This is a genomic window from Streptomyces sp. MI02-7b (assembly GCF_033793585.1).
GTDB lineage: Bacteria > Actinomycetota > Actinomycetes > Streptomycetales > Streptomycetaceae > Actinacidiphila.
Genome location: NZ_JARAWX010000040.1, coordinates 1 through 22353 on the forward strand (window position 1 = coordinate 1; position 22353 = coordinate 22353).

Annotated in this window: 18 protein-coding genes; 12 read left to right on the top strand and 6 right to left on the bottom strand. The window is 71.0% G+C overall.

What is annotated here, in order from left to right; all coding sequences use genetic code 11:
- Positions 1 to 481 precede the first annotated feature (481 nt).
- The 5 genes from PV364_RS38175 (at position 482) to PV364_RS38195 (ending at position 6182) form a co-directional block, all read left to right on the top strand.
- Positions 482 to 2122 carry an ABC transporter substrate-binding protein gene (locus PV364_RS38175; protein WP_319665530.1) on the top strand — a complete coding sequence of 547 codons (1641 nt, stop codon included), beginning with the start codon at positions 482 to 484 and terminating at the stop codon, positions 2120 to 2122.
- A 6-nt stretch (positions 2123 to 2128) separates the two neighbouring features.
- Positions 2129 to 3052, top strand: a complete 924-nt coding sequence (locus PV364_RS38180) for an ABC transporter permease (protein ID WP_319665531.1) — start codon at positions 2129 to 2131, stop codon at positions 3050 to 3052.
- Positions 3053 to 3113: 61 nt separating this feature from the next.
- Positions 3114 to 4106, top strand: a complete 993-nt coding sequence (locus PV364_RS38185; RefSeq protein WP_319665532.1) for an ABC transporter permease — start codon at positions 3114 to 3116, stop codon at positions 4104 to 4106.
- 14 nt (positions 4107 to 4120) lie between these two features.
- On the top strand, positions 4121 to 5149 hold the full coding sequence (locus tag PV364_RS38190) for an ABC transporter ATP-binding protein (protein ID WP_319665576.1): 1029 nt from the start codon (positions 4121 to 4123) through the stop codon (positions 5147 to 5149).
- A complete protein-coding gene (locus PV364_RS38195; RefSeq protein ID WP_319665533.1) occupies positions 5133 to 6182 on the top strand; it encodes a dipeptide ABC transporter ATP-binding protein in 1050 nt (349 codons plus the stop codon). Before PV364_RS38190 ends, PV364_RS38195 begins: the two co-directional genes overlap by 17 nt.
- A gap of 121 nt (positions 6183 to 6303) precedes the next feature.
- Here the strand turns inward: PV364_RS38195 and PV364_RS38200 are convergent, their stop codons facing one another.
- The 5 genes from PV364_RS38200 to PV364_RS38220 form a co-directional block, all read right to left on the bottom strand.
- Positions 6304 to 7434: a dipeptide ABC transporter ATP-binding protein gene (locus PV364_RS38200; protein WP_319665534.1), complete on the bottom strand. Its 1131-nt coding sequence runs from the start codon at positions 7432 to 7434 to the stop codon at positions 6304 to 6306.
- A 25-nt stretch (positions 7435 to 7459) separates the two neighbouring features.
- A complete protein-coding gene (locus tag PV364_RS38205) occupies positions 7460 to 8533 on the bottom strand; it encodes an ABC transporter ATP-binding protein (protein WP_319665535.1) in 1074 nt (357 codons plus the stop codon).
- 13 nt (positions 8534 to 8546) lie between these two features.
- The gene (locus PV364_RS38210) at positions 8547 to 9539 is read right to left on the bottom strand and encodes an ABC transporter permease (protein ID WP_319665536.1); all 993 of its coding nucleotides are present in this window, start codon (positions 9537 to 9539) and stop codon (positions 8547 to 8549) included.
- A 146-nt stretch (positions 9540 to 9685) separates the two neighbouring features.
- Positions 9686 to 11359 carry an ABC transporter substrate-binding protein gene (locus tag PV364_RS38215; protein ID WP_319665537.1) on the bottom strand — a complete coding sequence of 558 codons (1674 nt, stop codon included), beginning with the start codon at positions 11357 to 11359 and terminating at the stop codon, positions 9686 to 9688.
- 79 nt (positions 11360 to 11438) lie between these two features.
- On the bottom strand, positions 11439 to 12482 hold the full coding sequence (locus PV364_RS38220) for an ABC transporter permease (protein WP_319665538.1): 1044 nt from the start codon (positions 12480 to 12482) through the stop codon (positions 11439 to 11441).
- Between the two features lie 923 nt (positions 12483 to 13405).
- On the opposite strand from PV364_RS38220, the gene PV364_RS38225 reads away from it, so the two are divergent.
- On the top strand, positions 13406 to 14431 hold the full coding sequence (locus PV364_RS38225; RefSeq protein WP_319665539.1) for a hypothetical protein: 1026 nt from the start codon (positions 13406 to 13408) through the stop codon (positions 14429 to 14431).
- On the opposite strand, the gene PV364_RS38230 is transcribed toward PV364_RS38225, so the two are convergent.
- Positions 14428 to 16572 (bottom strand): alpha/beta fold hydrolase, encoded by a 2145-nt coding sequence (locus PV364_RS38230; protein ID WP_319665540.1) that lies wholly within the window; start codon positions 16570 to 16572, stop codon positions 14428 to 14430. The two genes, PV364_RS38225 and PV364_RS38230, sit on opposite strands and share 4 nt — an antisense overlap.
- Positions 16573 to 16764: 192 nt before the next feature.
- Between PV364_RS38230 and PV364_RS38235 the strand changes: the two genes are divergently transcribed.
- The 6 genes from PV364_RS38235 to PV364_RS38260 all read left to right on the top strand — a co-directional run bounded on the left by PV364_RS38235 (position 16765) and on the right by PV364_RS38260 (position 22337).
- Positions 16765 to 16959 (top strand): hypothetical protein, encoded by a 195-nt coding sequence (locus PV364_RS38235; protein WP_319665541.1) that lies wholly within the window; start codon positions 16765 to 16767, stop codon positions 16957 to 16959.
- Between the two features lie 16 nt (positions 16960 to 16975).
- On the top strand, positions 16976 to 17869 hold the full coding sequence (mshB, locus tag PV364_RS38240; RefSeq protein WP_319665542.1) for an N-acetyl-1-D-myo-inositol-2-amino-2-deoxy-alpha-D-glucopyranoside deacetylase: 894 nt from the start codon (positions 16976 to 16978) through the stop codon (positions 17867 to 17869).
- Entirely contained in the window at positions 17866 to 18222 is a 357-nt protein-coding gene (locus PV364_RS38245; protein WP_319665543.1) for a DUF6113 family protein, read from the top strand. The genes mshB and PV364_RS38245 overlap by 4 nt, the downstream gene beginning before the upstream one ends.
- 214 nt (positions 18223 to 18436) lie before the next feature.
- Positions 18437 to 20545 (top strand): hypothetical protein, encoded by a 2109-nt coding sequence (locus tag PV364_RS38250; protein WP_319665544.1) that lies wholly within the window; start codon positions 18437 to 18439, stop codon positions 20543 to 20545.
- 137 nt (positions 20546 to 20682) lie between these two features.
- On the top strand, positions 20683 to 21627 hold the full coding sequence (locus PV364_RS38255) for an ABC transporter ATP-binding protein (RefSeq protein WP_319665545.1): 945 nt from the start codon (positions 20683 to 20685) through the stop codon (positions 21625 to 21627).
- Complete coding sequence (locus tag PV364_RS38260; protein WP_319665546.1) at positions 21624 to 22337, top strand: ABC transporter permease; 714 nt, start codon at positions 21624 to 21626, stop codon at positions 22335 to 22337. The genes PV364_RS38255 and PV364_RS38260 overlap by 4 nt, the downstream gene beginning before the upstream one ends.
- Positions 22338 to 22353: the final 16 nt, after the last annotated feature.

The window sequence follows — 22353 nt, forward strand, 5'->3', positions numbered from 1 at the left end:
GTAGGTGAGGGAGGCCGCGATGAGGACCAGCGCCAGATAGTTGACGAGTCGGCGCAGCAGATAACGGCCCACGAGTCACACACTCTCACTCAGTTCGACATAATGAAGAAAATTAAACGTTACGTTTAAGCCGGCTCTGGCATAGTGGTGCAACGCGGCCGAAACATTTGGGACGCATCCGTCGCCGCAGGTCGTGCGAGTGGGGTGCGCGGCCCTTGCGGGTTGAGTGGGACTTTCGCAATGGAATTACACCCGCGTCAATGAAGGCCGGTTCGTCGTGATCGATCCTTTATTTTCTTGATCGAAACTTAACCCGACGATCGGGAAACCCCTTATTGGCAGAAGCGGACCGAGGGATAACCCTTCATCGCCGCGACGGGCCGGGGCGGTCCGGTGAGCCGCAGTGCACAATGTCCCACTTTGCGGTCTGATGGGGGCTCAGGTGTCCTGTGTGGCGTAGAGCTCCCGGAGGAGGCATCCGATGCGACGGAGCGCGGCGGGTTGGGCCATCGGTGCGACGGCCCTCGCCCTGGCGGCGACGGCGACGGCCTGCGGGGGCGGCGGGGGCGGCGGCGCGGGTGGCGAGCCGGACGCCAAGGGTGTGCTCAGCGCCTCGTGGACCGACCCGCAGAACCCGCCGGAGCCCGCCAACACCAACGAGGTGCAGGGCGGCAAGGTGCTCGACATGATCTTCCGCGGCCTGAAGCGATACAACCCCAGGACCGGGGCCGCGGAGAACGTCGTCGCCGACTCGATCTCGACCACGGACTCCCGGACCTTCGAGGTCAGGCTCAAGGACGGCTGGACGTTCAGCAACGGCGAGAAGGTCACCTCCGACTCGTTCATCAACGCCTGGAACTACGCGGCCCTGGTGACGAACAAGCAGATCAACGCTCCCTTCTTCACGTACATCGACGGTTTCGAGAAGGTCCACCCGGCCAGTGGCGCCCCGGCGGTCACGACGATGTCCGGCCTGGTGCGCAAGGACGCCCTGAACTTCACCGTCAAGCTCAACCAGAAGTTCTCCACCTGGCCCGACACCCTCGGCTACAACGCCTTCATGCCGCTGCCGAGGGCCTTCTTCACCGACCACGCGGCCTGGCTGAAGAAGCCCGTCGGCGACGGACCGTACCAGGTCGAGTCCTACACCCGGGGCCAGGTCATGAAGTTGCGCAAGTGGAACGGGTACAAGGGCGCGGACGCGGCGGTCAACGGCGGTGTGGACCTGAAGGTCTACACCGACAGCAACACCGCCTACACCGATCTGCAGGCCGGCAACCTCGACCTGGTCGACGACGTCCCCGCCCAGCAGTTGAGGAACGTCCGGTCCGACCTCGGCGACCGCTACCTCAACACCCCGGCCGGCATCATCCAGACCCTCGCCTTCCCGCTGTACGACAAGGCCTGGTCCGGCCCGGACTCCGCGAAGCTCCGCCAGGGCATCTCGATGGCGATCAACCGCGACCAGATCACCCAGCAGATCTTCCAGAAGACCCGCACCCCCGCCAAGGACTGGACCTCACCGGTGCTCGGCGCGCAGGGCGGCTTCGACGACACCATCTGCGGTGACGTCTGCAGTTACGACCCCGCCCGGGCCAAGAAGCTGATCAAGGAAGCCGGTGGCATCCCCGGCGGCACCATGAGGATCACCTACAACGCCGACAGCGGCTCCCACAAGGACTGGGTCGACGCCGTCTGCAACAGCATCAACAACGTCCTGGGCAATGACAAGTCCTGCGTCGGCAACCCCGTCGGCACCTTCCCCGACTTCCGCAACCAGATCGTCAACAAGCAGTTGAAGGGCCCCTTCCGGGCCGGCTGGCAGATGGACTACCCGCTGATCCAGAACTTCCTGCAGCCGCTGTACTACACCGGCGCCTCGTCCAACGACTCGCACTTCAGCAACCCGCAGTTCGACAAGCTGGTCGACCGGGCCAACGCCGAGACCGACCTCGCCAAGGCCGTCGAGACCTTCAAGGAGGCCGAGCGGATTCTGCCGCAGCAGGTGCCGGCCATCGCGCTGTGGTACCAGAACGGCAGCGCCGGCTGGTCGGACCGGCTGTCGAACGTGGCCCTCAATCCGTTCAGCGTGCCGGTCTACAACCAGATCAAGGTCGGTTGACGCCTCGTGGGACGCTACGTCGTCCGCCGGCTGCTGCAGATGATCCCGGTGTTCATCGGCACCACCGTGCTGATCTTCTTTATGGTGTACGCGCTCGGCGACCCGGTGCAGGCCAAGTGCGGGGACCGCGCGTGCGACCCCGCCACGGCCGCGCAGATCCGTCACGACCTCTACCTGGACCACCCCCTGTGGCAGCAGTACCTGCACTACATGGGGCAGATCTTCCAGGGCGACTTCGGCACGGCCTACAACGGCCAGGCGGTCACCGAGCTGATGGGGAGCGCCTTCCCCGTGACCCTGCGCCTGACGATCATCGCGATCGTCTTCGAGATCGCCATCGGCATCAGCCTCGGGGTGCTCACCGGGCTGCGCCGCGGCCGCCCCGTCGACACCGCGGCGCTGCTCGCCACGCTGATCGTCATCTCGGTCCCGACGTTCGTCTCCGGGTACGTGCTGCAGTACCTGCTCGGCGTCAAGTGGAACCTGATCGCGCCCTCGGTCTCCTCCGAGGCGCCCTTCGGGGAGCTGGTCATCCCGGGTCTGGTCCTGGCGCTGACCTCGCTGGCGTACGTCACCCGGCTCACCCGCACCTCCGTCGTGGAGAACGCCCGCGCCGACTACGTGCGCACCGCCACCGCCAAGGGACTGCCGCGCCGCCGGGTGGTCACCCGCCATCTGCTGCGCAACTCGCTCATCCCGGTCGTCACCTTCATCGGCACGGACATCGGGGCGCTGATGGGCGGCGCCATCGTCACCGAGCGCATCTTCAACATCCGCGGCGTCGGCTTCCAGCTCTACCAGGGCATCCTGCGGCTGGACTCGGCCACCGTCGTCGGCTTCGTGACGATCCTGGTCATCGTCTTCCTCGTGGCGAACCTCCTCGTCGACCTCCTGTACGCGGTGCTCGACCCGAGGATCCGCTATGCGTGAGCCGGACGGCGGCGACCCGGAGCGAACCGGCAGCACCTCCCGCCCGAGCCGAGGAACCACCATGCCCGAACCCCGCAACCACCCCGACGAAGCCATGGAACCGGCCGGCGGCACCGGCGCCGCCATGGAACTCGGGCAGGACGAGGCGCGCAGCCTGGAAGAGCCTCCCGCCGGGCACCCGGGCGGGCCCGGGCCGTCCGCAGCGGACAAGCCGCGCAGCCTGTGGTCGGACGCGTGGCGGGACCTGCGGCGCAATCCGGTCTTCCTGCTCTCCGCGCTCGTCATCGTCTTCCTCGTCGTCATCGCGATCCGGCCGCAGCTGATCGCCGACGGCAATCCGCTCAGCTGCGACCTCGCCAACTCCCAGAAGGGATCGTCGCCCGGCCACCCCTTCGGTTTCGACAACCAGGGCTGCGACGTCTACACCCGGGTCGTGTACGGCGCCCGCGCCTCGGTCACCGTCGGCATCTGCGCCACCGTCGGCGCCGCGCTGCTCGGCAGCCTCCTGGGGGGCCTGGCGGGCTTCTTCGGCCGGTGGCCGGACGCGGTGCTGTCGCGGGTCAGCGACATCTTCTTCGGCATTCCCATCGTGCTGGGCGGCCTGGTCTTCCTGTCGGTGATCACCAACTCCACGGTCTGGCCGGTGGTCGGGTTCATCGTGCTGCTGGGCTGGCCGCAGATCGGCCGTATCGCGCGCGGCGCGGTCATCACCGCCAAGCACAACGACTACGTGCAGGCGGCCCGGGCGCTGGGCGCCGGCAACGGGCGCATCCTGCTGCGGCACATCGCGCCCAACGCGGTGGCGCCGGTCATCGTCGTCGCGACCATCGCGCTCGGCACGTACATCGCGCTGGAGGCCACCTTGTCCTACCTCGGCGTCGGCCTGAAGCCGCCCACGGTGTCCTGGGGCATCGACATCTCCCAGGCCTCCACCCAGATCCGCAACGCCCCGCACATGCTGCTGTGGCCGGCCGGCGCGCTGAGCGTGACGGTGCTGGCCTTCATCATGCTCGGCGACGCGGTCCGCGACGCCCTCGACCCCAAGCTGCGCTGATGGACGGAGGCGTGATGGCCGGCCCGGTCAAGGAGCAGTCCCCGGCGGACGACGGGGCTGCGCTGCTCGACGTCCGCGACCTGCACGTGGAGTTCCGCACCCGGGACGGCGTCGCCAAGGCCGTCAACGGCGTCAGCTACTCCGTGCGGTCCCACCAGACGCTCGCGGTGCTCGGCGAGTCCGGCAGCGGCAAGTCGGTGACCGCGCAGGCGGTGATGGGCATCCTGGACTCGCCGCCCGGCTACGTCACCCGCGGCGAGATCCTCTTCCAGGGCCGGGACCTGCTGACGATGAGCGGCGAGGAGCGCCGCAAGGTCCGCGGCGCCCGGATGGCGATGATCTTCCAGGACGCGCTGTCCGCGCTCAACCCCGTGCTGACGGTGGGCGACCAGCTGGGCGAGATGTTCCGGGTGCACCAGGGGATGTCCCGCAAGGCGGCCAAGGCCAAGGCGGTCGAGCTGATGGACCGGGTCCGCATCCCGGCGGCGAAGGAACGCGTGGGCCAGTACCCGCACCAGTTCTCCGGCGGCATGCGGCAGCGCGTCATGATCGCCATGGCGCTCGCCCTCGAACCCGAGCTGATCATCGCGGACGAGCCGACCACCGCCCTGGACGTCACCGTCCAGGCCCAGGTCATGGAGCTGCTGGCGGAGCTCCAGCGCGAGTACGGGATGGGCCTGATCCTCATCACCCACGACCTCGGCGTGGTCGCCGACGTCGCCGACCACATCGCCGTCATGTACGCCGGGCGCATCGTGGAGTCCGCCCCCGTCCACGAGATCTACCGGCGCCCCGCCCACCCGTACACCAAGGGCCTGCTGGCGTCGATCCCGCGCCTGGACCACAAGGGCCGGGAGCTCTACGCGATCAAGGGCCTGCCACCCAACCTGCTGCGCATCCCGCCCGGTTGCGCCTTCCACCCCCGCTGCCCGATGGCCCGCGAGGTGTGCCGCACGGACGAACCCGAGCTGTACCGGGTGAGCGCCACCCGTGGCAGCGCCTGCCACTTCTGGAGGGAGTGCCTCGGTGAGCACGAGCACTGAACCGGTTCTCCAGGTGCGGGGGCTGGTCAAGCACTTCCCGCTGACCCAGGGCATCGTGTTCAAGAAGCAGGTGGGAGCCGTCAAGGCCGTCGACGGCGTCGACTTCGACCTCCGCAAGGGCGAGACCCTGGGCATCGTGGGGGAGTCCGGCTGCGGCAAGTCCACCGTCGCCCGGCTGCTGGTCAATCTGGAGCAGGCCACCGCGGGCCGCATCCTCTACAAGGGCGAGGACATCACCCGGCTGTCCGGGCGCGCCCTCAAAGCGGTGCGCCGGAACATCCAGATGGTCTTCCAGGACCCGTACACCTCGCTCAACCCGCGCATGACGGTCGGCGACATCATCGGCGAGCCCTTCGACATCCATCCCGAGGTCGCCCCCAAGAGCGACCGCCGGCGCAGGGTGCAGGAGCTGCTGGACGTCGTCGGTCTCAACCCGGAGTACATCAACCGGTACCCGCACCAGTTCTCCGGCGGCCAGCGGCAGCGCATCGGCATCGCCCGCGGCCTGGCCCTGCGCCCGGAGGTCATCGTCGCCGACGAACCGGTCTCGGCGCTGGACGTCTCGGTCCAGGCTCAGGTCGTCAACCTGATGGAGCGGCTGCAGGACGAGTTCGAGCTGTCCTACCTCTTCATCGCGCACGACCTGTCCATCGTCCGGCACATCTCCGACCGCGTCGCGGTGATGTACCTCGGGCGGATCGTGGAGACCGGCGACGACACCGAGATCTACGAGCACCCCACCCACCCCTACACCCAGGCCCTGCTGTCGGCGGTGCCGGTACCCGACCCGGAGGCCCGCGAGCACCGCGAGCGCATCCTGCTGTCCGGCGACGTCCCCTCCCCGGCCGACCCGCCCTCCGGATGCCGCTTCCGCACCCGCTGCTGGAAGGCGCAGGAACGCTGCGCCCTGGAGGTCCCCGAACTCGCCGTCCCCGCCGTCTTCCGCGGCCTGGAGTCCCCCGCGGCGCATGCGAGCGCCTGCCATTTCGCGGAGGAGAAGACCGTGGTGCCCGCGGATCCCGCGGGCGACTGAGCCGAGGGGCTGAGGCCCCGGAGGTGAACCGGGCCTCCAGGACTGTACGGCCCGCGCCCCGGTGCTGCCGGGGTGCGGGGCGCGGGCCGTGTTTCCGACGGAGACGTGTGCCGAGCCCGGGTCAAGGGGTCCTGTCGGCTGACGTCTCCTCGATCGCGGCGAGCGCGGGGTCGAGGACGATGTCCTCTGCCCGTGCCGCGACCGTCGGTTCCTCGGGGAAGTGGCACGCACTCAGGTGCCCCTCCCGGTTCCCCTCGACGCGGACCAGCGGCGGCTCCTCGGCGGCGCACTTGGCCTGGGCCTTCCAGCAGCGGGTACGGAACCGGCAGCCGGACGGCGGGTCTATCGGGCTGGGCACGTCCCCGGCGAGGCGGATCCGCTCCCGCCTGCCGACGCTGTCCGGATCGGCCTCCGGGACCGCGGACAGCAGCGCGTGCGTGTAGGGGTGACGCGGCCGGGAGTAGAGCGTCTCCCGGTCGGCGACCTCGACGATCTTCCCGAGGTACATCACGGCCACCCGCTCGGAGAAGTGCCGTACCACGGCGAGGTCGTGGGCGATGAACAGGAAGGCGAGACCGAACTCACGCTGCAGATCCTGAAGCAGGTTGACCACCTGCGCCTGGATCGACACGTCGAGTGCGGAGACCGGTTCGTCCGCGACGATCATCTTCGGTCGCAGGGCGAGCGCGCGGGCGATGCCGATCCGCTGCCGCTGGCCGCCGGAGAACTCGTTGGGGTAGCGGTTGTAGTGCTCCGGGTTGAGACCGACGATCTCCAGAAGTTCCTGAGCGCGCTTCTTGCGGCCCTGCGGCGGGTTGACGCCGTTGAGCTTCATCGGGGTCTCGATGATGGTGCCGACGGTGTGCCGCGGGTTCAGCGAGGCGTACGGGTCCTGGAAGATCATCTGGAGGTGCCGGCGCGCCTGCCGCATCCTGCCGACGGGCTTGTGGGTGATGTCCTCGCCATCGAACATGATGGTGCCCGCGGTGGGTTCCAGCAGCCGGGTGACCAGGCGTCCCGTCGTCGACTTGCCGCAGCCGGACTCGCCGACCAGGCCGAGTGATTCACCGGCCCCGACCGAGAGGTCGATCCCGTCGACGGCGCGCACGGCACCGATCTGCCTCTGGAAGACGATGCCCTGCCGGATGGGGAAGTGCATCCGCAGCCCGCGTACTTCGAGCAGGCTCTCGCCGGCCGGCTGCTGTGCGGCGGGGGCCGCCTGCTGCCCGGGGACGGGCTGGGTGGTGCTCACTGCATGCTCCTTTCGTCCGCCGCGGTCACTTCGCGGCGCCGGCGGTCCCGGCTCCGCGGCTCCGCGGCGTGCTCCCCGCGGTGAGATGGCAGGCGGCGATGTGCTTCGGGGTGCCGGGGACCGGCAGCAGTTCGGGCCGTTCCGCCGTGCAGCGCCCGCCCGCCACCTGGTCCCTGGACGCGCAGCGCGGGTGGAAGGCGCAACCGCCAGGGAGGTTGATCAGACTGGGCGGGGCGCCCGGGATGGGGTTCAGGCGGTGGCCGACGTCGCCGCTCAGGTGCGGCATCGACTGGAGCAGCCCCCAGGTGTAGGGGTGCTCGGGCTGCCGCAGCACATCGCGTACGGTGCCGTACTCGATCCGGCGGCCGCCGTACATGACCAGGATGTCGTCGGCGATCTCGGCGACCACGCCCAGGTCGTGGGTGATGAGGATGACCGCGGAACCGAACTCCTGCTGCAGATCACGGATCAGGTCCAGGATCTGTGCCTGGACGGTCACGTCCAGCGCGGTGGTGGGCTCATCGGCGATCAGCAGTGCGGGGTCGCAGACCAGGGACATGGCGATCATCGCGCGCTGCCGCATGCCACCGGAGAACTGGTGCGGGTAGTCCCTGGCCCGGCGCTCCGGTTGGGGGATGCCGACCCGCTTGAGCATCTCCACGGCGCGTTCCCGGGCCTCCTTCCTGGAGGCCCGGTGGTGCACGCGGTACGCCTCGGCGATCTGCGCGCCGACGGTGTAGAAGGGATGCAGCGCCGAGAGCGGATCCTGGAAGATCATGGAGACCTTGTCGCCGCGCAGCGTGCGCATCTGCGACTCGGACAGGGCGACGAGTTCCTCGCCGTCCAGCCAGACCTCGCCGGAGACCATGGCACGGGAGTTCTTGTGCAGCCCCAGCAGGGCCAGCGAGGTCACCGACTTGCCCGAGCCGGATTCGCCGACGATGCCGAGGGTCTTTCCCTTCTCCAGGGCGAAGGACACCCCGTCCACTGACTTGACGATGCCGTCCTCGGTCGGGAAGTGCACGCGCAGGTCCCGGACCTGGAGGAAGGAGGACGAGGGTGCGAGGTCCGCGGTGTGCGGCGAGGTTTCGAGGGCCACGGTGCTTCCTTGCTCAGGCGAGGCGGACGCGGGGGTCGATGACGCCGTAGACCATGTCGACCACGACGTTGGCGAGGACGATGAAGGTGGCGGCGAAGAGGGTGGTGCCGAGGATGACCGGCAGATCCGAGTTGGTCACCGAGTCGACCGCCAGTTTGCCGATGCCGTTGATGCCGAAGACCGACTCGGTGATGACCGCGGATCCACCGATCAGCGAGCCGAAGTCCATGCCGAAGATGGTCACGATCGGGGTGATCGCGGCGCGCAGCCCGTGCTTGACGACGACTGTCCCTGCCGGGACGCCCTTGGCCCGGGCGGTGCGGATGTAGTCCTCGGCGAACACCTCCAGCATGGAGGAGCGGGTCAGCCGCGTGTACAGGGCGAGATAGAGGATGACCAGGGTCGCCCAGGGAAGGATGAGTCCCTGGAACCAGGAGGCCGGATCCTGGGTCAGCGGGGTGTAGCCGGGGGCCGGCAGCAGCTGCCACTTGTCGACGAACACCCACATCAGCAGCAGTCCGACGAAGTAGATCTGCAGCGACACACCGAACAGGGCGAAGCCGACCGCCACCTTGTCGGCGGCCTTGCCCTTGCGCACCGCGGCCAGCACGCCGAGGCCGATGCCCAGGACGAGGAAGACCACCGCGGAGCCGAGGCCGAGCGAGAGGTCCGCCGGGAACGCGTCCAGCAAGGTGGTGAGGACGGGCGTGTCGGTCTGGAAGGAGATCCCCAGGCAGGGCGCGGCGCAGTGGACGAGCACGCTCTGGTCGCCGTAGTCGCGGCCGGCGAAGAGCCCCTTGAAGAAGTTCCAGTACTGCTCGCTCAGACCCTGGTCCAGGCCCAGTGAGTGCTTGATCTCCGCCAGACGGGAGGGGGAGCAGGTCTTTCCGCAGGCCAGGAGCGCGGGGTCGGAGGGCAGCGCGAAGAAGATGAAGAAGGTGATCAGGCTGATCACCACGAGGATGACGGCCGCCGCCAGCAGACGTCTGATCAGATAACGGAACATGTGGTGCTGGGACCTGGCGAGGAGCCCGGTCCGCCTCCCTCTCGCTGTGGACCTGCGCGGTGGTGGTTGCGCGTGGGTGACGATGGTGGGGGGAGCCTGCCCGGCCTGCGGCGGATGGCCGCCGGCCGGGCGCGATCACGGGTGGATCACTTCCTGACGTAGACGTGCACCAGGCTCGGCTCGGCGAGGATGGTGTCGGGGATGACACCGCCCACCTTGGAACCGGACATCTCGCTGAAGTTCATGTACATCAGCGGCACCACCGAGGCGTCCTTCACGATCTGCTCGTCCAGGGCGCCGTAGCCGGCGTTGCGCTCGGCGATGTCGGTCATCTTCGCGAGCCTGTCGATCTGCGCGTTGACCTTGGGGTCGTCGAGGTAGGAGATGTCCTGGTTGGACAGCGGCAGCTTCTTGATCTGCCGGCCGTCGAAGAGGACGGGGAGCACGGTGGAGGCGTTCGGCCAGTCCGCGATCCAGTCCATCCAGGCCATGTCGTACTGGTTCTTGGTGTTGTCCAGGGTGCTGAAGTAGTTGGCGGCGTCGAGCGGCGTGACGTTCACCTTGATGCCGATCCGGCCCAGCGAGCTCTTGATCGCGTCGGCGAAGTGCTCCTGCGTGGTGGTGTTCTCCACGGCCAACGACATGGTCGGCGTGGGGTTCCCGGCCTGCGCCATCAGCGCCTTGGCCTTGGTGAGGTCACCGGCCGGGGTGCTGCTGTAGAGGCTGAACTTCTTGTAGCCGCCGATCCCGGGGCTCAGCATCGTGTCGGCGTAGTCGCCGTACGCCGCGCCGCCGAAGGCGCCACGGGCCGTGGTCTTGTCGATCGCGTACTCGATCGCCTGGCGGACTCGGAGGTCCTTGACCCGGTTGACGTTGATCGTCAGGTAGTTGATGCCCGGAGCGGCGATCTTGTAGTAACGCGACCTGACCGTGGGGTCGTTCGCGATCTGGGAGAGGTCGGAGCCGGCGATCGGCCACTGCTGGAGCGCGGTCTGGGCGGCACCGCTGTCGGACTTGAGCTGCTGATCGATGGCCGCCTCGTCCTGGCCGAACCTGACGTCCATCTCGTCGACGTTCTGCTGCCGGATCGGATCGGTGGTCTGCGACCAGTGCGGGTTCTTGACGAGGACGAGTTCCTTGTTCTTGGTGTACGACCTGATCATGTAGGGGCCGTCGGACCATATGTGGGTGTCGTAGGTCGCTCCCGTGTCCTTGGACTTGGGCACGGCCGACCACGCGGGCATCGCGGTGGTCTCGTTGAAGTCGGCCACCGGCGTGTTGAGGTGGAACACGATGGTGTACTTGTCCGGCGTGCTGATGGAGCTGAGCTCCTTGCCCTTGTACGGGCCCTTGTAGCCCGCGCCGCCGACCAGCCACTGGCTCGCGTAGGGCGGGCCGCCGTTGATGTCGGGCGAGAAGCCGCGCTCGACGCCGTACTTGACGTCCTGCGCGGTGACCTCGGTGCCGTCCTGGAACTGCACCCCGTGGCGCAGGTGGAAGGTCCACACCGTGGCCTTCTTGCTGGACGTTCCGGTGTCGGTGGCCAGGTCGCCGACCAGCTTCGGCGTGGTGCCGGTCTCGTCCCAGCCGGTGAGGCTGCGGACGATCTCCTGGTCCATGCTCGAACCCTCGGTCGTGTAGGTGCGCTGGGGGTCGAGGTGGTCGTAGTCCGCCTTGTTGAGAATGGTCAGCGTGCCGCCCTTCACCGGGCCGCTGCTGCTGTTGCCGCTGCCGCCGGAGGAACCGCCGCAGGCGGTGGCCCCCATGGCCAGCGCCATCGCGGTCGCCGTGAGGGCAGCCGTGCGCGTACGACGCATCATCGAGGAGTGCTCCTTTTGCTTGTCTGCCGTGCCTCGGCAGCTGCCGGGCGGGGCTGAGGGGCCCAGGCCGTACGGCGCGTCAGCCGCGGTTGGCGCGGGGGTCGAGGGCGTCCCGCACGCCGTCGCCGAGGAGGTTCAGCGCGAGTACGAGGATCAGAAGCAGGACTCCGGGGACGAAGAGGTACGCCGGATCCTGGAGGAAGAACTGCGAGGCGTCGGTGAGCAGGGAGCCCCAGTCGGGGTTGGGCGGGACGACACCGACGCCCAGGTAGGACAGCGCGGCCTCGGTGGTGATGTTCTGCGGGACCGCGAGGGCGAACGCGATCAGGATCGGCGCCCACAGGTTCGGCAGCAGTTGGCGGAAAAGGATGTGAGGCCATCCGGCGCCCATGATCCGCGCGGCGTCGACGAACTCCCGCTCGCGCATGGACAGGACCTGACCGCGCACGAGGCGGGCGGTGTAGGCCCACGCGAACGCCGCGATGTTCAGGACCAGGACCGCGAGCCGGAGGTTCTCGTTGGTGCCCCCATGACTGTCGGTCTGCAACGCGCTCTGGATCACCGGAGTGAGCGCGATGATGAACAGCAGCTGCGGGAACGCCAGCATCACGTCCATGACCCGGGACAGCAGGGTGTCGATCCAGCCGCCGAAGTAGCCGGCCGCCAGCCCCACCACGACGCCGACCACGGTCGACACCACGGCGGACACCAGGCCCACGAGGAGCGAGGTACGCAGGCCGTAGACGATCCGGGCGAACAGGTCGTAGCCCGTCCCCGGTTCGACGCCCAGCCAGTGCGCGAGACTGATGCCACCGAGAGCGCCGTACGGGTAGTTGCCGGTGTCCGGGTTGATCGCCTTGTTGTCAGGGGTGATCGGCCCCCAGCCGGTCACCGCGGTGAGCAGCGGTGCGAACAGTGCTATGAGGACGAACAGGACGGTGATCACCAGAGCGATCGTGGTGATCCTGTCCCGCTTGACGCGTTTCCAGGCCATCCGGGACGGGGAGCGGCCGGCGATGACCGGGTCGCCGGGGGGCGCTGGGCCCGCCATCGGTTCCGCCGGGTCGTCGGCCCGCTGCGCGGTGCCGCCGCCGGCCTCGACCGGCTGGGATCGGGCGCTCATCGTCGGGACATCCCGGATTCGATCCCGGTGCGTCGCGCGGAACGCCCGGCCGATTCGCCGGCGGCCTTTTCGCGTCCCCCGCCGGCCGGGGAAAGACCGGCCGGGGGCGGTGGCCAGGTCGCGCCTCTGGTTGAACTCGTCATTCGGATCTGCCCTTGGGTGAAAAGACGATGTGACGGGGGTTGCCAATGGCTTAAGGGTCTGCGGACTTGGCGCAACGCTAAGCGAGATCGTCAAGGGAGGTCAGAGGGGGAAGATGCTTTTTTATCGTTGTTTGTAAAGGTTGATGGCAGTGCAACGCATCTTTGGGCGCAGCTTGAACTGACAAGGGGTGGAAGCTGTACATTCCGGACATTGCCGCCGTGAAGTGCGGGGGATTTCATCCTTTTACGGCAGCCTTACAGCAGGTCGGCGGCGGAGATGCGTCCCGCGGGGACCGTTCGGAAAAGAGGTCCGGGGGCTGTCGTGCTCGGCGTGGGCATGGCGATCTAGCGCATCGACGAGTTCGGTGGTGGCGGTGAATGTCCGTGACCCGTCGGTGCAAGGCGTGAATACGCCGCCCGCCCGAGCGGCCCGGAGGCCGGGAATCGCGCACCCGATTGTCGCGCACCTGATCGTTCCGCCCCCTTATTTCTGCTGATCGGCGTGATCTCGCGCCAGACACCTGCCCTGTTCCGCGGGCGATCGTGAAGAAGGTGGCGGCAAGGTCTTTTACGTGCGGGCAACTTCACCGACGCATCCGCGATATACGGGCGCGCCAGGCTGTTGGGCGTACGGCCGTGCGGGTGCCGTCCGCCGGCCGGGGTGGCCTCGCGCCGCCCCGGCCGGCCACCGCCGGACCCCGCGTTGAACGCGGGGCGGTCGCGCCACGTATCCCCTCCGAACGCAAGGACACTGCTGCCGGAGGGGCCTGGGAGGTGGCCATGCGGCAGACGTATCGGCTCGGAGGCGTGATCTGTGCTGCCCTGGCGGCGGCCGAGGCCGTCTGGGTGGCGCAGGACCTCACCCAGTTCCGGGCGGAGGGCGCCCTCAGGGTGTGGACCGGGCTCGGAATGCCGGTCGGCGGGGCGCCGCTGGTCACCTCCACCGTGGACCTGCTGCTGCTCGGGCTGTACGCGGCCGGCGCGGTGGCCGCCTTCCGGCCCGGTGGCGTGGGGGTCCTCGGGGCCGCCGCCGTGATCACCCTGGCGCTGCGCACTCCCGCGGCGCTTCTCCTGGCCCCCGCCTCCGGCGGCGTCCTGCGGGGCCTGCAGGGGCCGTTGCTGCTGACCGCGGGCGGGCAGGTGGCCGGGGCGCTCCTGCTGCTCCTGGTGGTACGCCGCAACGGCACGGACGCCCCCGCACCGCCCCGGCCCGCCGCGGGGGTGCTCGCGGGACTGCTGCTGCTGGTCGCCGCGGCGATCACGGGCATCTGGGAGTTCACCCGCGCCCACGGCGATCCGGCCGCCACGCCCCTGCCGCCGAGCTTCCTGTTCCGTACGGCCGTCGGCGGCTATCTCGTCAACTCGCAGCTGGGCGCGCCCTTCGACTGGCAGGCCTGGGCGAGCGCGGCCCTGGCCGCGGCCGCCGGGACGGCGGCGCTGGCGCGGGCGCCCTTCTCCCGGCCGCTGGGCATCTCGGTCGCGTGCCTGCTGGGTGCCGTCGCGGTCCCGGTGCTCGTCACCTTCCGGCTCCAGGCGCTGTCCGGCGCCGAGTTCGCGGCGGGCTTCTCGGCGGCCGCGGCCGTAGTGGCCGTGCTGCTGCTGATCCCCCGGCGGCCGGACCGGGACGGGGTGCCGGAGGGCGACCCGTTCGCGGACGCCGAGGTGGTGCCGGCCGCCGACAACCTCAGCATGCCGCTGTTCGACCAGACGGCCGTCCTGCCCGTCGTCGACGCCCACGGGCCGCCGCCCGGCATGCCGCCCGGGGAGGCCCGGGCGGCGTACCTGCGGGAACCCCCGTACAACTAGCCCGCGGTCCCGAGCCCCAGGGCCCGCTTGAGGAAGGCGACCTGGAGCAGCAGCAGGTTCTCCGCGACCTGCTCCTGCGGGGTCATGTGGGTCACGCCGGACAACGGCAGGACCTCGTGCGGGCGTCCGGCGGCCAGCAGGGCGGAGGACAGCCGCAGGGTGTGGGCGGCGACCACGTTGTCGTCCGCGAGGCCGTGGATGACCATCAGCGGCCGCACCCGCTCCGCCGGCGCGGACAGTCCGGCCTCGGTCACGAGGGAGTTGGCGGCGTACACCCCGGGCTGCCGTCCGGGGTCGCCGAGGTAGCGCTCGGTGTAATGGGTGTCGTACAGCCGCCAGTCGGTGACCGGCGCGCCGGCCACGCCCGCGTGGAAGACGTCGGGGCGGCGCAGCACCGCCAGCGCGGCGAGGTAACCGCCGTACGACCAGCCGCGGATGGCGACCCGGCCCAGGTCCAGCGGGTAGCGGGCGGCGAGCGCGTGCAGCGCGTCGACCTGGTCGTCGAGGGTGACCCCGGCGAAGTCGCCGGCGATCGCCTTCTCCCACGCGGGGGAGTGCCCGGGGGTGCCGCGGCCGTCCGCGACGACCACCGCGAAGCCCTGGTCGGCGAGCCACTGCGCCTGCAGGTAGGTGCGCTGGGCGTGCACCACCATCTGGCCGTGCGGGCCGCCGTAGGGGTCCATGAGCACGGGCAGCGGGCCGTCGCCGTCCCGGTGGCCGGAGGGCAGCAGGACCGCCGCGGGGATGTCCCGCTCGCCCGCGGTGGTGAGCACGGGGCGGGCGGTCAGCACGGGGGTCTCGGCGTACGAGGCGATCACGGCGACCTCCGCGCCGTCGCGCAGCACGCGCGTGGCGGCACCCGGCTGCTCCAGCGAGGCGGACGTCAGCACCGTGACGGCGCCCGAGCGCACCGCCGTGTGGACACCCGGCGTGCCGGTCAGCCGGACCGGGCCGCCGGGCCCGCCGTCCGCCCGGTACACATGGATCTCGCCGGTCTCCGGGTCCTTGGCCGCGGCCCCCGCCGAGGCGGTCAGCAAGAAGCCGTCCGCATCGCTGCCGAGCACCGAACGCACGTGCAACTCCGGTCCGGTGAAGGCCTGTTCACCGACGACCAGACACCGCGCGCCGCTCTCGTCGGTGATCCGGACCAGGCGCTCACCGCTCGCCCAGGCCGGCACTCCACCGAAAAGATCCAGCCAGATTTCATCGCGCTCCCGGTGCACCTCGCGGGTGCCGCCGGTGGCCGTGTCGACCGCCAGGTACACCTGCTCGCGCTGGTCCCGCGCCTGCACGAGCAGCAGCGGCGGGCCGGCCGCCGACCAGTGCACCCGCGCGAGGTAGGGATAGCGCTCCCGGTCCCACTCCACGGGCGTCGCCGCGCCGTCCAGGGTCAGCAGCACCAGCGTGACCTCGGCGTTCGGCGTTCCGGCGGCCGGGTAGGCGACCTCGGCGGGCTCCTGGCCGGGGTTGGCGGGGTCGGCGATCCACCACCGCCGCACCGGGCCCTCGTCCACCCGGGCGGCGAGCAGGGCGGCACCGTCCGGGGCCCACCAGTAGCCGCGGCTGCGGGACATCTCCTCGGCGGCGATGAATTCCGCCAACCCGTAGGTGACGCCGGGGCCCTCCGGCCCGGCGAGGGCGCGGTCCCCGCCGCCGTCCGCGTCCACCACGCGCAGCGCGCCGTCCGCCACATACGCAACCCGGCGGCCGTCCGGCGACGGGCGGGGGTCCGCCACCGGGCCCGGCACCGCGATCTCCCGGGCGGTGCCCGCGATCAGTTCCGCCGTGAACAGCCGCCCGGACAAGGCGAACGCGGCGCGTTCCATGGCGTCGTCCGTCGCGTACGCCACGATGCCCGCCGAACCCTCGCGGCTGCGTTCGCGTCGCGCCCGCTCCTGCGGTGACAGCTCCTCGTCCGCACCGGAGAGCAGCGCCGCCGGATCGGCCACGACCCGCTCGGCCGCGGCGCCGTCCGCGGACAGGTCCAGCACCCACAGCAGGTGCGAGCGGTCGGTGCCGGAACGGGAGCGCAGGAAGGCGATGCGCCCGCCGTCCGGCGAGACGGAGAAGGCGCGCGGGGCGCCGAGCGAGAACCGCTGCGTGCGGGCGTACTGCCGCGGGAAGGAGAGCGATTGCGTCATGAGGGCGAGTCTCCCACCGGGGACGGCCGCCGGGCCCGGCGCGCGCACCCGCGAGAACCGGCCATGCGCCCCCGCGTGCTCCCGTGCACCGAGCTATGCGGTGCACCACAAAGTTATGATCCATTGCCGAGAGTGGGTAACAACCGGTTGGCAACTGCTGTCGCGACCCTGAGGCCCTGGAGGTGAGCCGCTGTGGCACTCTCGATTTCGGCGGTGCTGCTGCTGCTGATCGTCGTGTTCCTGCTCGTCCGGAAGTCCGGGCTGAAGGCGGGGCATGCGGTGGTCTGCGTACTGCTCGGCTTCTATCTGGCGAGTTCGTCGATCGCCCCGACGATCAGGGACCTGACCAACAACGTCGCGGGCATGATCGGGGACTTCAAGTTCTGAGCCGTAGGCTCTTCCCATGACCGCGACGCCCGCCCGCCGACTGCTCCTCGTCCACGCACACCCCGACGACGAGTCGATCAACAATGGCGCCACCATGGCCAAGTACGCCGCCGAGGGGGCCCACGTGACGCTCGTGACGTGCACCCTGGGCGAGGAGGGCGAGGTGATCCCGCCGGAGCTGGCCCACCTGGCCGCCGACCGGGACGACACCCTCGGCACCCACCGGATCGGCGAACTGGCGGCCGCCATGAAGGAGCTGGGCGTCAGCGACCACCGGTTCCTGGGCGGCCCCGGCCGCTACCGCGACTCGGGGATGATGGGCGTCCCGCAGAACGAGCGGCCGGACTGCTTCTGGCAGGCCGACCTCGACCAGGCGGCCTCGTACCTCGTGGAGGTGATCCGCGAGACGCGGCCGCAGGTGCTCGTCACCTACGACCAGAACGGCGGCTACGGCCACCCCGACCACATCCAGGCGCACCGGGTCGCCACCCGCGCCGCGGGGCTGGCCGCCGAGCCGTCCTTCCGGCCCGACCTCGGCGCCCCGCACACGATCGCCAAGGTCTACTGGAACTGCCTGCCCCGGACAGAGGTCGAGGAGGGCTTCGCGCGGCTGCGCGCGGCCGGCAGGGACCACCTGTTCGAGGGCATCGCGACCGCCGACGACCTGCCGGGCGTCGTGGACGACTCCGAGGTGACCGCGCGCATCGACGCCGAGGCGCGCTACGGCGGGCTCAAGGCGGCTGCCATGCGGGCGCACAGCACGCAGATCGCGGTGGACGGACCGTTCTTCGCCCTCTCCAACGACCTCGGGCAGCCGCTCTTCGGCGCCGAGTGCTACCGCCTGGTCACGGGCGAGCCCGGGGTCGTCGACGGCCTCGAGGACGACCTGTTCGCGGGGGTGGGGGCATGAGGCTCCTCGGATACGCCGTGCTCGCCGTGCTGGGCGCCGTGGTGGCGGTCGCCGGGGGGCTGGTCCAGGCGGCCTGGTTCCCCGGTGGGCTGATCCTGGCGTTGGCCGGCTGCGCGGCCCTGTTCTGGGGCGGCGCCAAGCTGACCGGCGGGCGGGTGGGGGCTCTGGTGCCGGCGGCGGTCTGGCTGCTCACCGTGGTCTTCCTGAGCTCCGCGCGCCCGGAGGGTGACTTCCTGTTCGCCAATGGACTCAGCCCGTACATCTACTTGTTGGGCGGTGCCATGGCCGGCGTGATGTCGGCCACGCTCGCCCAACCCGGGCCTCCCGGCGGCGGATCACTTGCGGCACGATAGGCGCCACGTTCCGTCCGTTACGATGCGCGCGTTGACCGCTCACGAACTGCGCGTCGTCCGTTTTGGTGGATGACGTCGCATACGTCCCGTTGGTACGGGCGGTCTCCCCCCGGCGGCAGGCGACTCCTCGGCGGTGCCCAGTATGGTGGTGCGCGCCGCCGGGCCGCCCGCGGAAGGCCGTGACGGGTGGCGAAGCGAACCGGGAGAGCCTGCATTGAGTCGTGAAACTGACCGTCCGTCCCCCGGCCACCAGGGCCGAGGCGGAGCCGCGTATCCCTCGGGCACCCCGCCGTACGGGACCCGCCCGTTTCCGTCGCTGCATCCGCAGGAGGGCCCACGGGACGAGGCACCTGCCGACGGGGAGACCCCGGCCGCCCCGGCCGCGGGAGAGCCCAGGACCGAGACCACGCTGACCACGCGGATCCGGATCAACATCCCCGGGTCCCGGCCGATTCCGCCCGTCGTGGTCCGTACGACCGTCGACGGCGGCGCCGAGGGCGAGGCCCCCGCCTCCCCGGCCGCCGGCCCCGCCCCGGAACCGGCGCAGCCGGCCGCGGGATGGACCCCCGCCGGCGGCGGCAACGGTGCCACCGGCGCCGGGCAGGGCGAGCCGGTGCCCGCACCCGCCCCGGCCCCCGAGCCGGAGATCCCGGCGCAGGGCGGCGCGAAGCCGACCAGCGACTGGTTCGCCCCGCGCAAGGCCACTCCCGCGCCGCAGGCGCCCGAGGCGGCGCCGCCCGCCCCGGCACCCGCCCCCGGGCCGGCCCAGGACTTCGCCGCCCCGGAGATCACGCAGCCGATGCAACTCGGCGACCTCCCCTCGCGGCCCACCGGCCAGGAGCGCGGTCCCGGCCGTCCTGGTGGCCCCGGTCGTCCGGGTGGCCCCGGTGCCCCCGGCGGCGCGCCCCGTCCCGGCATCCCGTACCTCACCGACGGCCCCATGGGCCCGGGCGGGCCCGGTGCCCCCGGCTCCCGGCCGTTCCCCGGCCAGGCGGGTCCCGGCGGTCCCGGCGGTGCGTCCGGTCCGGGTGGCCCCGGCCCCGGCACCGGCGGTCCCGGCGGTCCGGGTGGCCCCGGCCCCGGCCCCGGCGGTCCCGGTACCCCCTTCCGCAGCTTCCAGCCCCCGTCCGGCCCCACCACGGGCCCGATGACCGGCGACATGCGGATCCCCCCGGCCGGCGCCCCGCACGCCGCGCCGCACCAGGAGCCCTTCCCCGGCGCCTTCGCGCCCGCGGGGGAGCGGCTGTCCGGTGACACGGTCGTCAGCGGCATCCCGGCCGTGCCCCCCGCGGGCCCCGCGGTGACCCGCCCGGTCCCGGCCGGCGGCGACGCGTACCACTTCCAGGAGGACGACGAGCCGGCCCCGAAGCCCAAGGGACGCTCCAAGCTGATACTGGCGGGCGTGGCCGTGGTGGCCCTGCTCGGCATCGCCTACACGGCGGGCCTGCTGATGGACCACTCCGACGTCCCGGCCGGCACCACCGTCTACGGCGTCGACATCGGCGGCAAGTCCAAGGACCAGGCCACGGCGGCGCTCGACGCGCAGCTCGGCCCCCGCAAGGACACGGCGATCACCGTCACCGTCGGCGACCAGACCCGGAAGCTGAAGCCCTCGGCCGCCGGACTGGTCCTCGACACCGACGCCACCGTCCGCAACGTGGCGCGCCGCGACTACAACCCGGTCACGGTGATCGGCTCGCTCTTCGGCGGTACCCGCGAGGTCGACCCCGTCGTGGACACCGACAAGGACAAGCTCCGCGCGCAGCTGGAGAAGCTCTCCGCCGGCCTCGGCGGCGCCGGCTCCGAGGGCAAGGTCACGTTCGTGTCCGGCAAGGCCGTCGCCGTCGCCGGCAAGCCGCACCAGGCCATCGACGTCGACGGCTCGGTGGACAAGGTGGCGGCGGCCTACGCCACGCAGGTCGCCAGCGGCAAGCCCGGCCTGGTCACGCTGGCGGCCACCACCGTCGAGCCCAAGGTCACCCAGGCCGCGCTCGACGCGGCGGTCAACGGCTTCGGCAAGACCGCGATGTCGGGCTTCGTCTACGTGAAGGCGGGCAGCGGCAACCCCGTCCCGTTCAGCCCGGAGCACTCGCTGTCGGAGATCTTGTCGATGGTCCCGGACAAGGACGGCAACCTGACCCCGTACATCGACACCAAGGTGCTCAAGGGCCTGTACGGCGGCGCCTTCGACGGCGTGCTGGTCACCCGTGGGGACGGCAGCAAGACCGCCGTCACCCCGCAGGACGTCGCCTCGGCGATGCTGCCCGCGCTGCGGACGGACGACCCGACGAAGAAGACGGTCACCGTGGAGGGCACCTCCTGACCGCCTGAGCCTTCCGCCACGAGCGCCATGGGTGTGGCCCCGGTACCCGTACCGGGGCCACACCCATGACATCTGTCATGCGCGGAACGGGACGCCGGGCACTGCCGGGCGGACCCCCGCACCGGGATTCTGATGCCATGACCGCCATCGCGTTCACGCACGTGACGAAGAGCTTCGGCCCGGTACGGGCCGTCGACGACCTGACCCTGACCCTCCACCCGGGCGAGACCGTCGCCCTCCTCGGCCCCAACGGCGCCGGCAAGTCCACCGCCCTGGACCTGCTGCTGGGCCTGCGCACCCCCGATTCCGGCACCGTCGAGATCTTCGGCCGCCCGCCGCGCCGCGCGATCTCCGAGGGGCTGGTCGGCGCCGTGCTGCAGAGCGGCGGCCTCATGGAGGACGTCACCGTCCGGGAGATCGTGCGGCTCGCCTGCGACCTGCACCCCCGCCCCCGCCCCGTCGCCGAGGTGCTCGCGGACGCCGGCCTGGAGGCGATCGCCGGCCGCAAGGTCAACAAGCTCTCCGGCGGCCAGGAGCAGCGCGTGCGCTTCGCCCTCGCCACCGCCGGGGCGAGCGACCTGCTGGTCCTGGACGAGCCCACCACCGGCATGGACGTCTCCGCGCGCCAGGCCTTCTGGGACGCCATGCGCGGCCAGGTGCGGCAGGGCCGCACCGTGCTGTTCGCCACCCACTACCTGGAGGAGGCGGACGCGGTCGCCGACCGCGTGCTCGTCCTGCAGGGCGGACGGCTGCTGGCCGACGGCACCGCCTCGGAGATCAAGGCACGTGCCGGGGCCCGGCGGATCGTCTTCGACCTGGACACCGCCTGGGACGAGGCGGCGCTGCTCGCGCTGCCCGGGGTCACCGCGGCCGAGGTGACCGGGCCCACCGTGCGCCTGCGGTCCACCGACGCCGACGCGACCGTGCACGCCGTCTACGCGGCCGGGCTCTACCCCCGCCACCTGGAAGTCGCCGGGCTCGGCCTGGAACAGGCCTTCCTGGCCATCACCGCAGGCACCGCCGGCACGGAACCGGCGGCGCCGGTCGCCGCGGCCAAGGACGAGGAGGTGGCGGCCCGATGAGGACGCTGGTCAAGCTGGAGATCCTGCGCGTCCTGCGCAACCGCAAGTTCATGTTCTTCTCGGTGCTCTACCCGGTGCTGCTCTTCCTGATTCTGACGGCAGGTCAGAAGAGCTCCCTGGTGACGTACTACATGGTCGCGATGTGCGCCTTCGGCGCCATGACCGCCGTGCTCATGGGCAACTCCGAGCGCATCGCCCGCGAGCGCGACCGGGGCTGGGTCCGGCAGCTGCGGCTGACCGCGCTGCCCGGCCGCGGCTACGTCCTGGCGAAGATCGCCTCCGCGGCCACCGTCAGCCTGCCCTCGATCGCCCTCGTCCTGATCGCGGGCGCGGCCGTCAAGGGCGTGCGGCTGGACGCCTGGCAGTGGGGCGGCGTGCTGCTGACCAGCTGGGCCGGCAGCTTCGTCTTCGCCGCGCTGGGCGTGGCCATCGGCTACGTCGCGAGCGCGGACGTGGCCCGCCCGGTCGCGATGATCGCCTACTTCGGCATGGCGCTGCTCGGCGGCCTGTGGATGCCGTACAGCTCCTTCCCGGGGTGGCTGCGGCACATCGCCGACGTGCTCCCGGCGCGCCCGTACGCCGCGCTCGGCCAGGCCGTCGAGCTCGGCCACGCCCCGCACCTGCGCGACGTGGCGGTGCTCCTGGTCTACCTGGTGCTCTTCGCGGGCACAGCCGCTTGGATGTACCGCAAGGACACCGCGAAGGCCTGAGGGCCGGAAGGGAGCG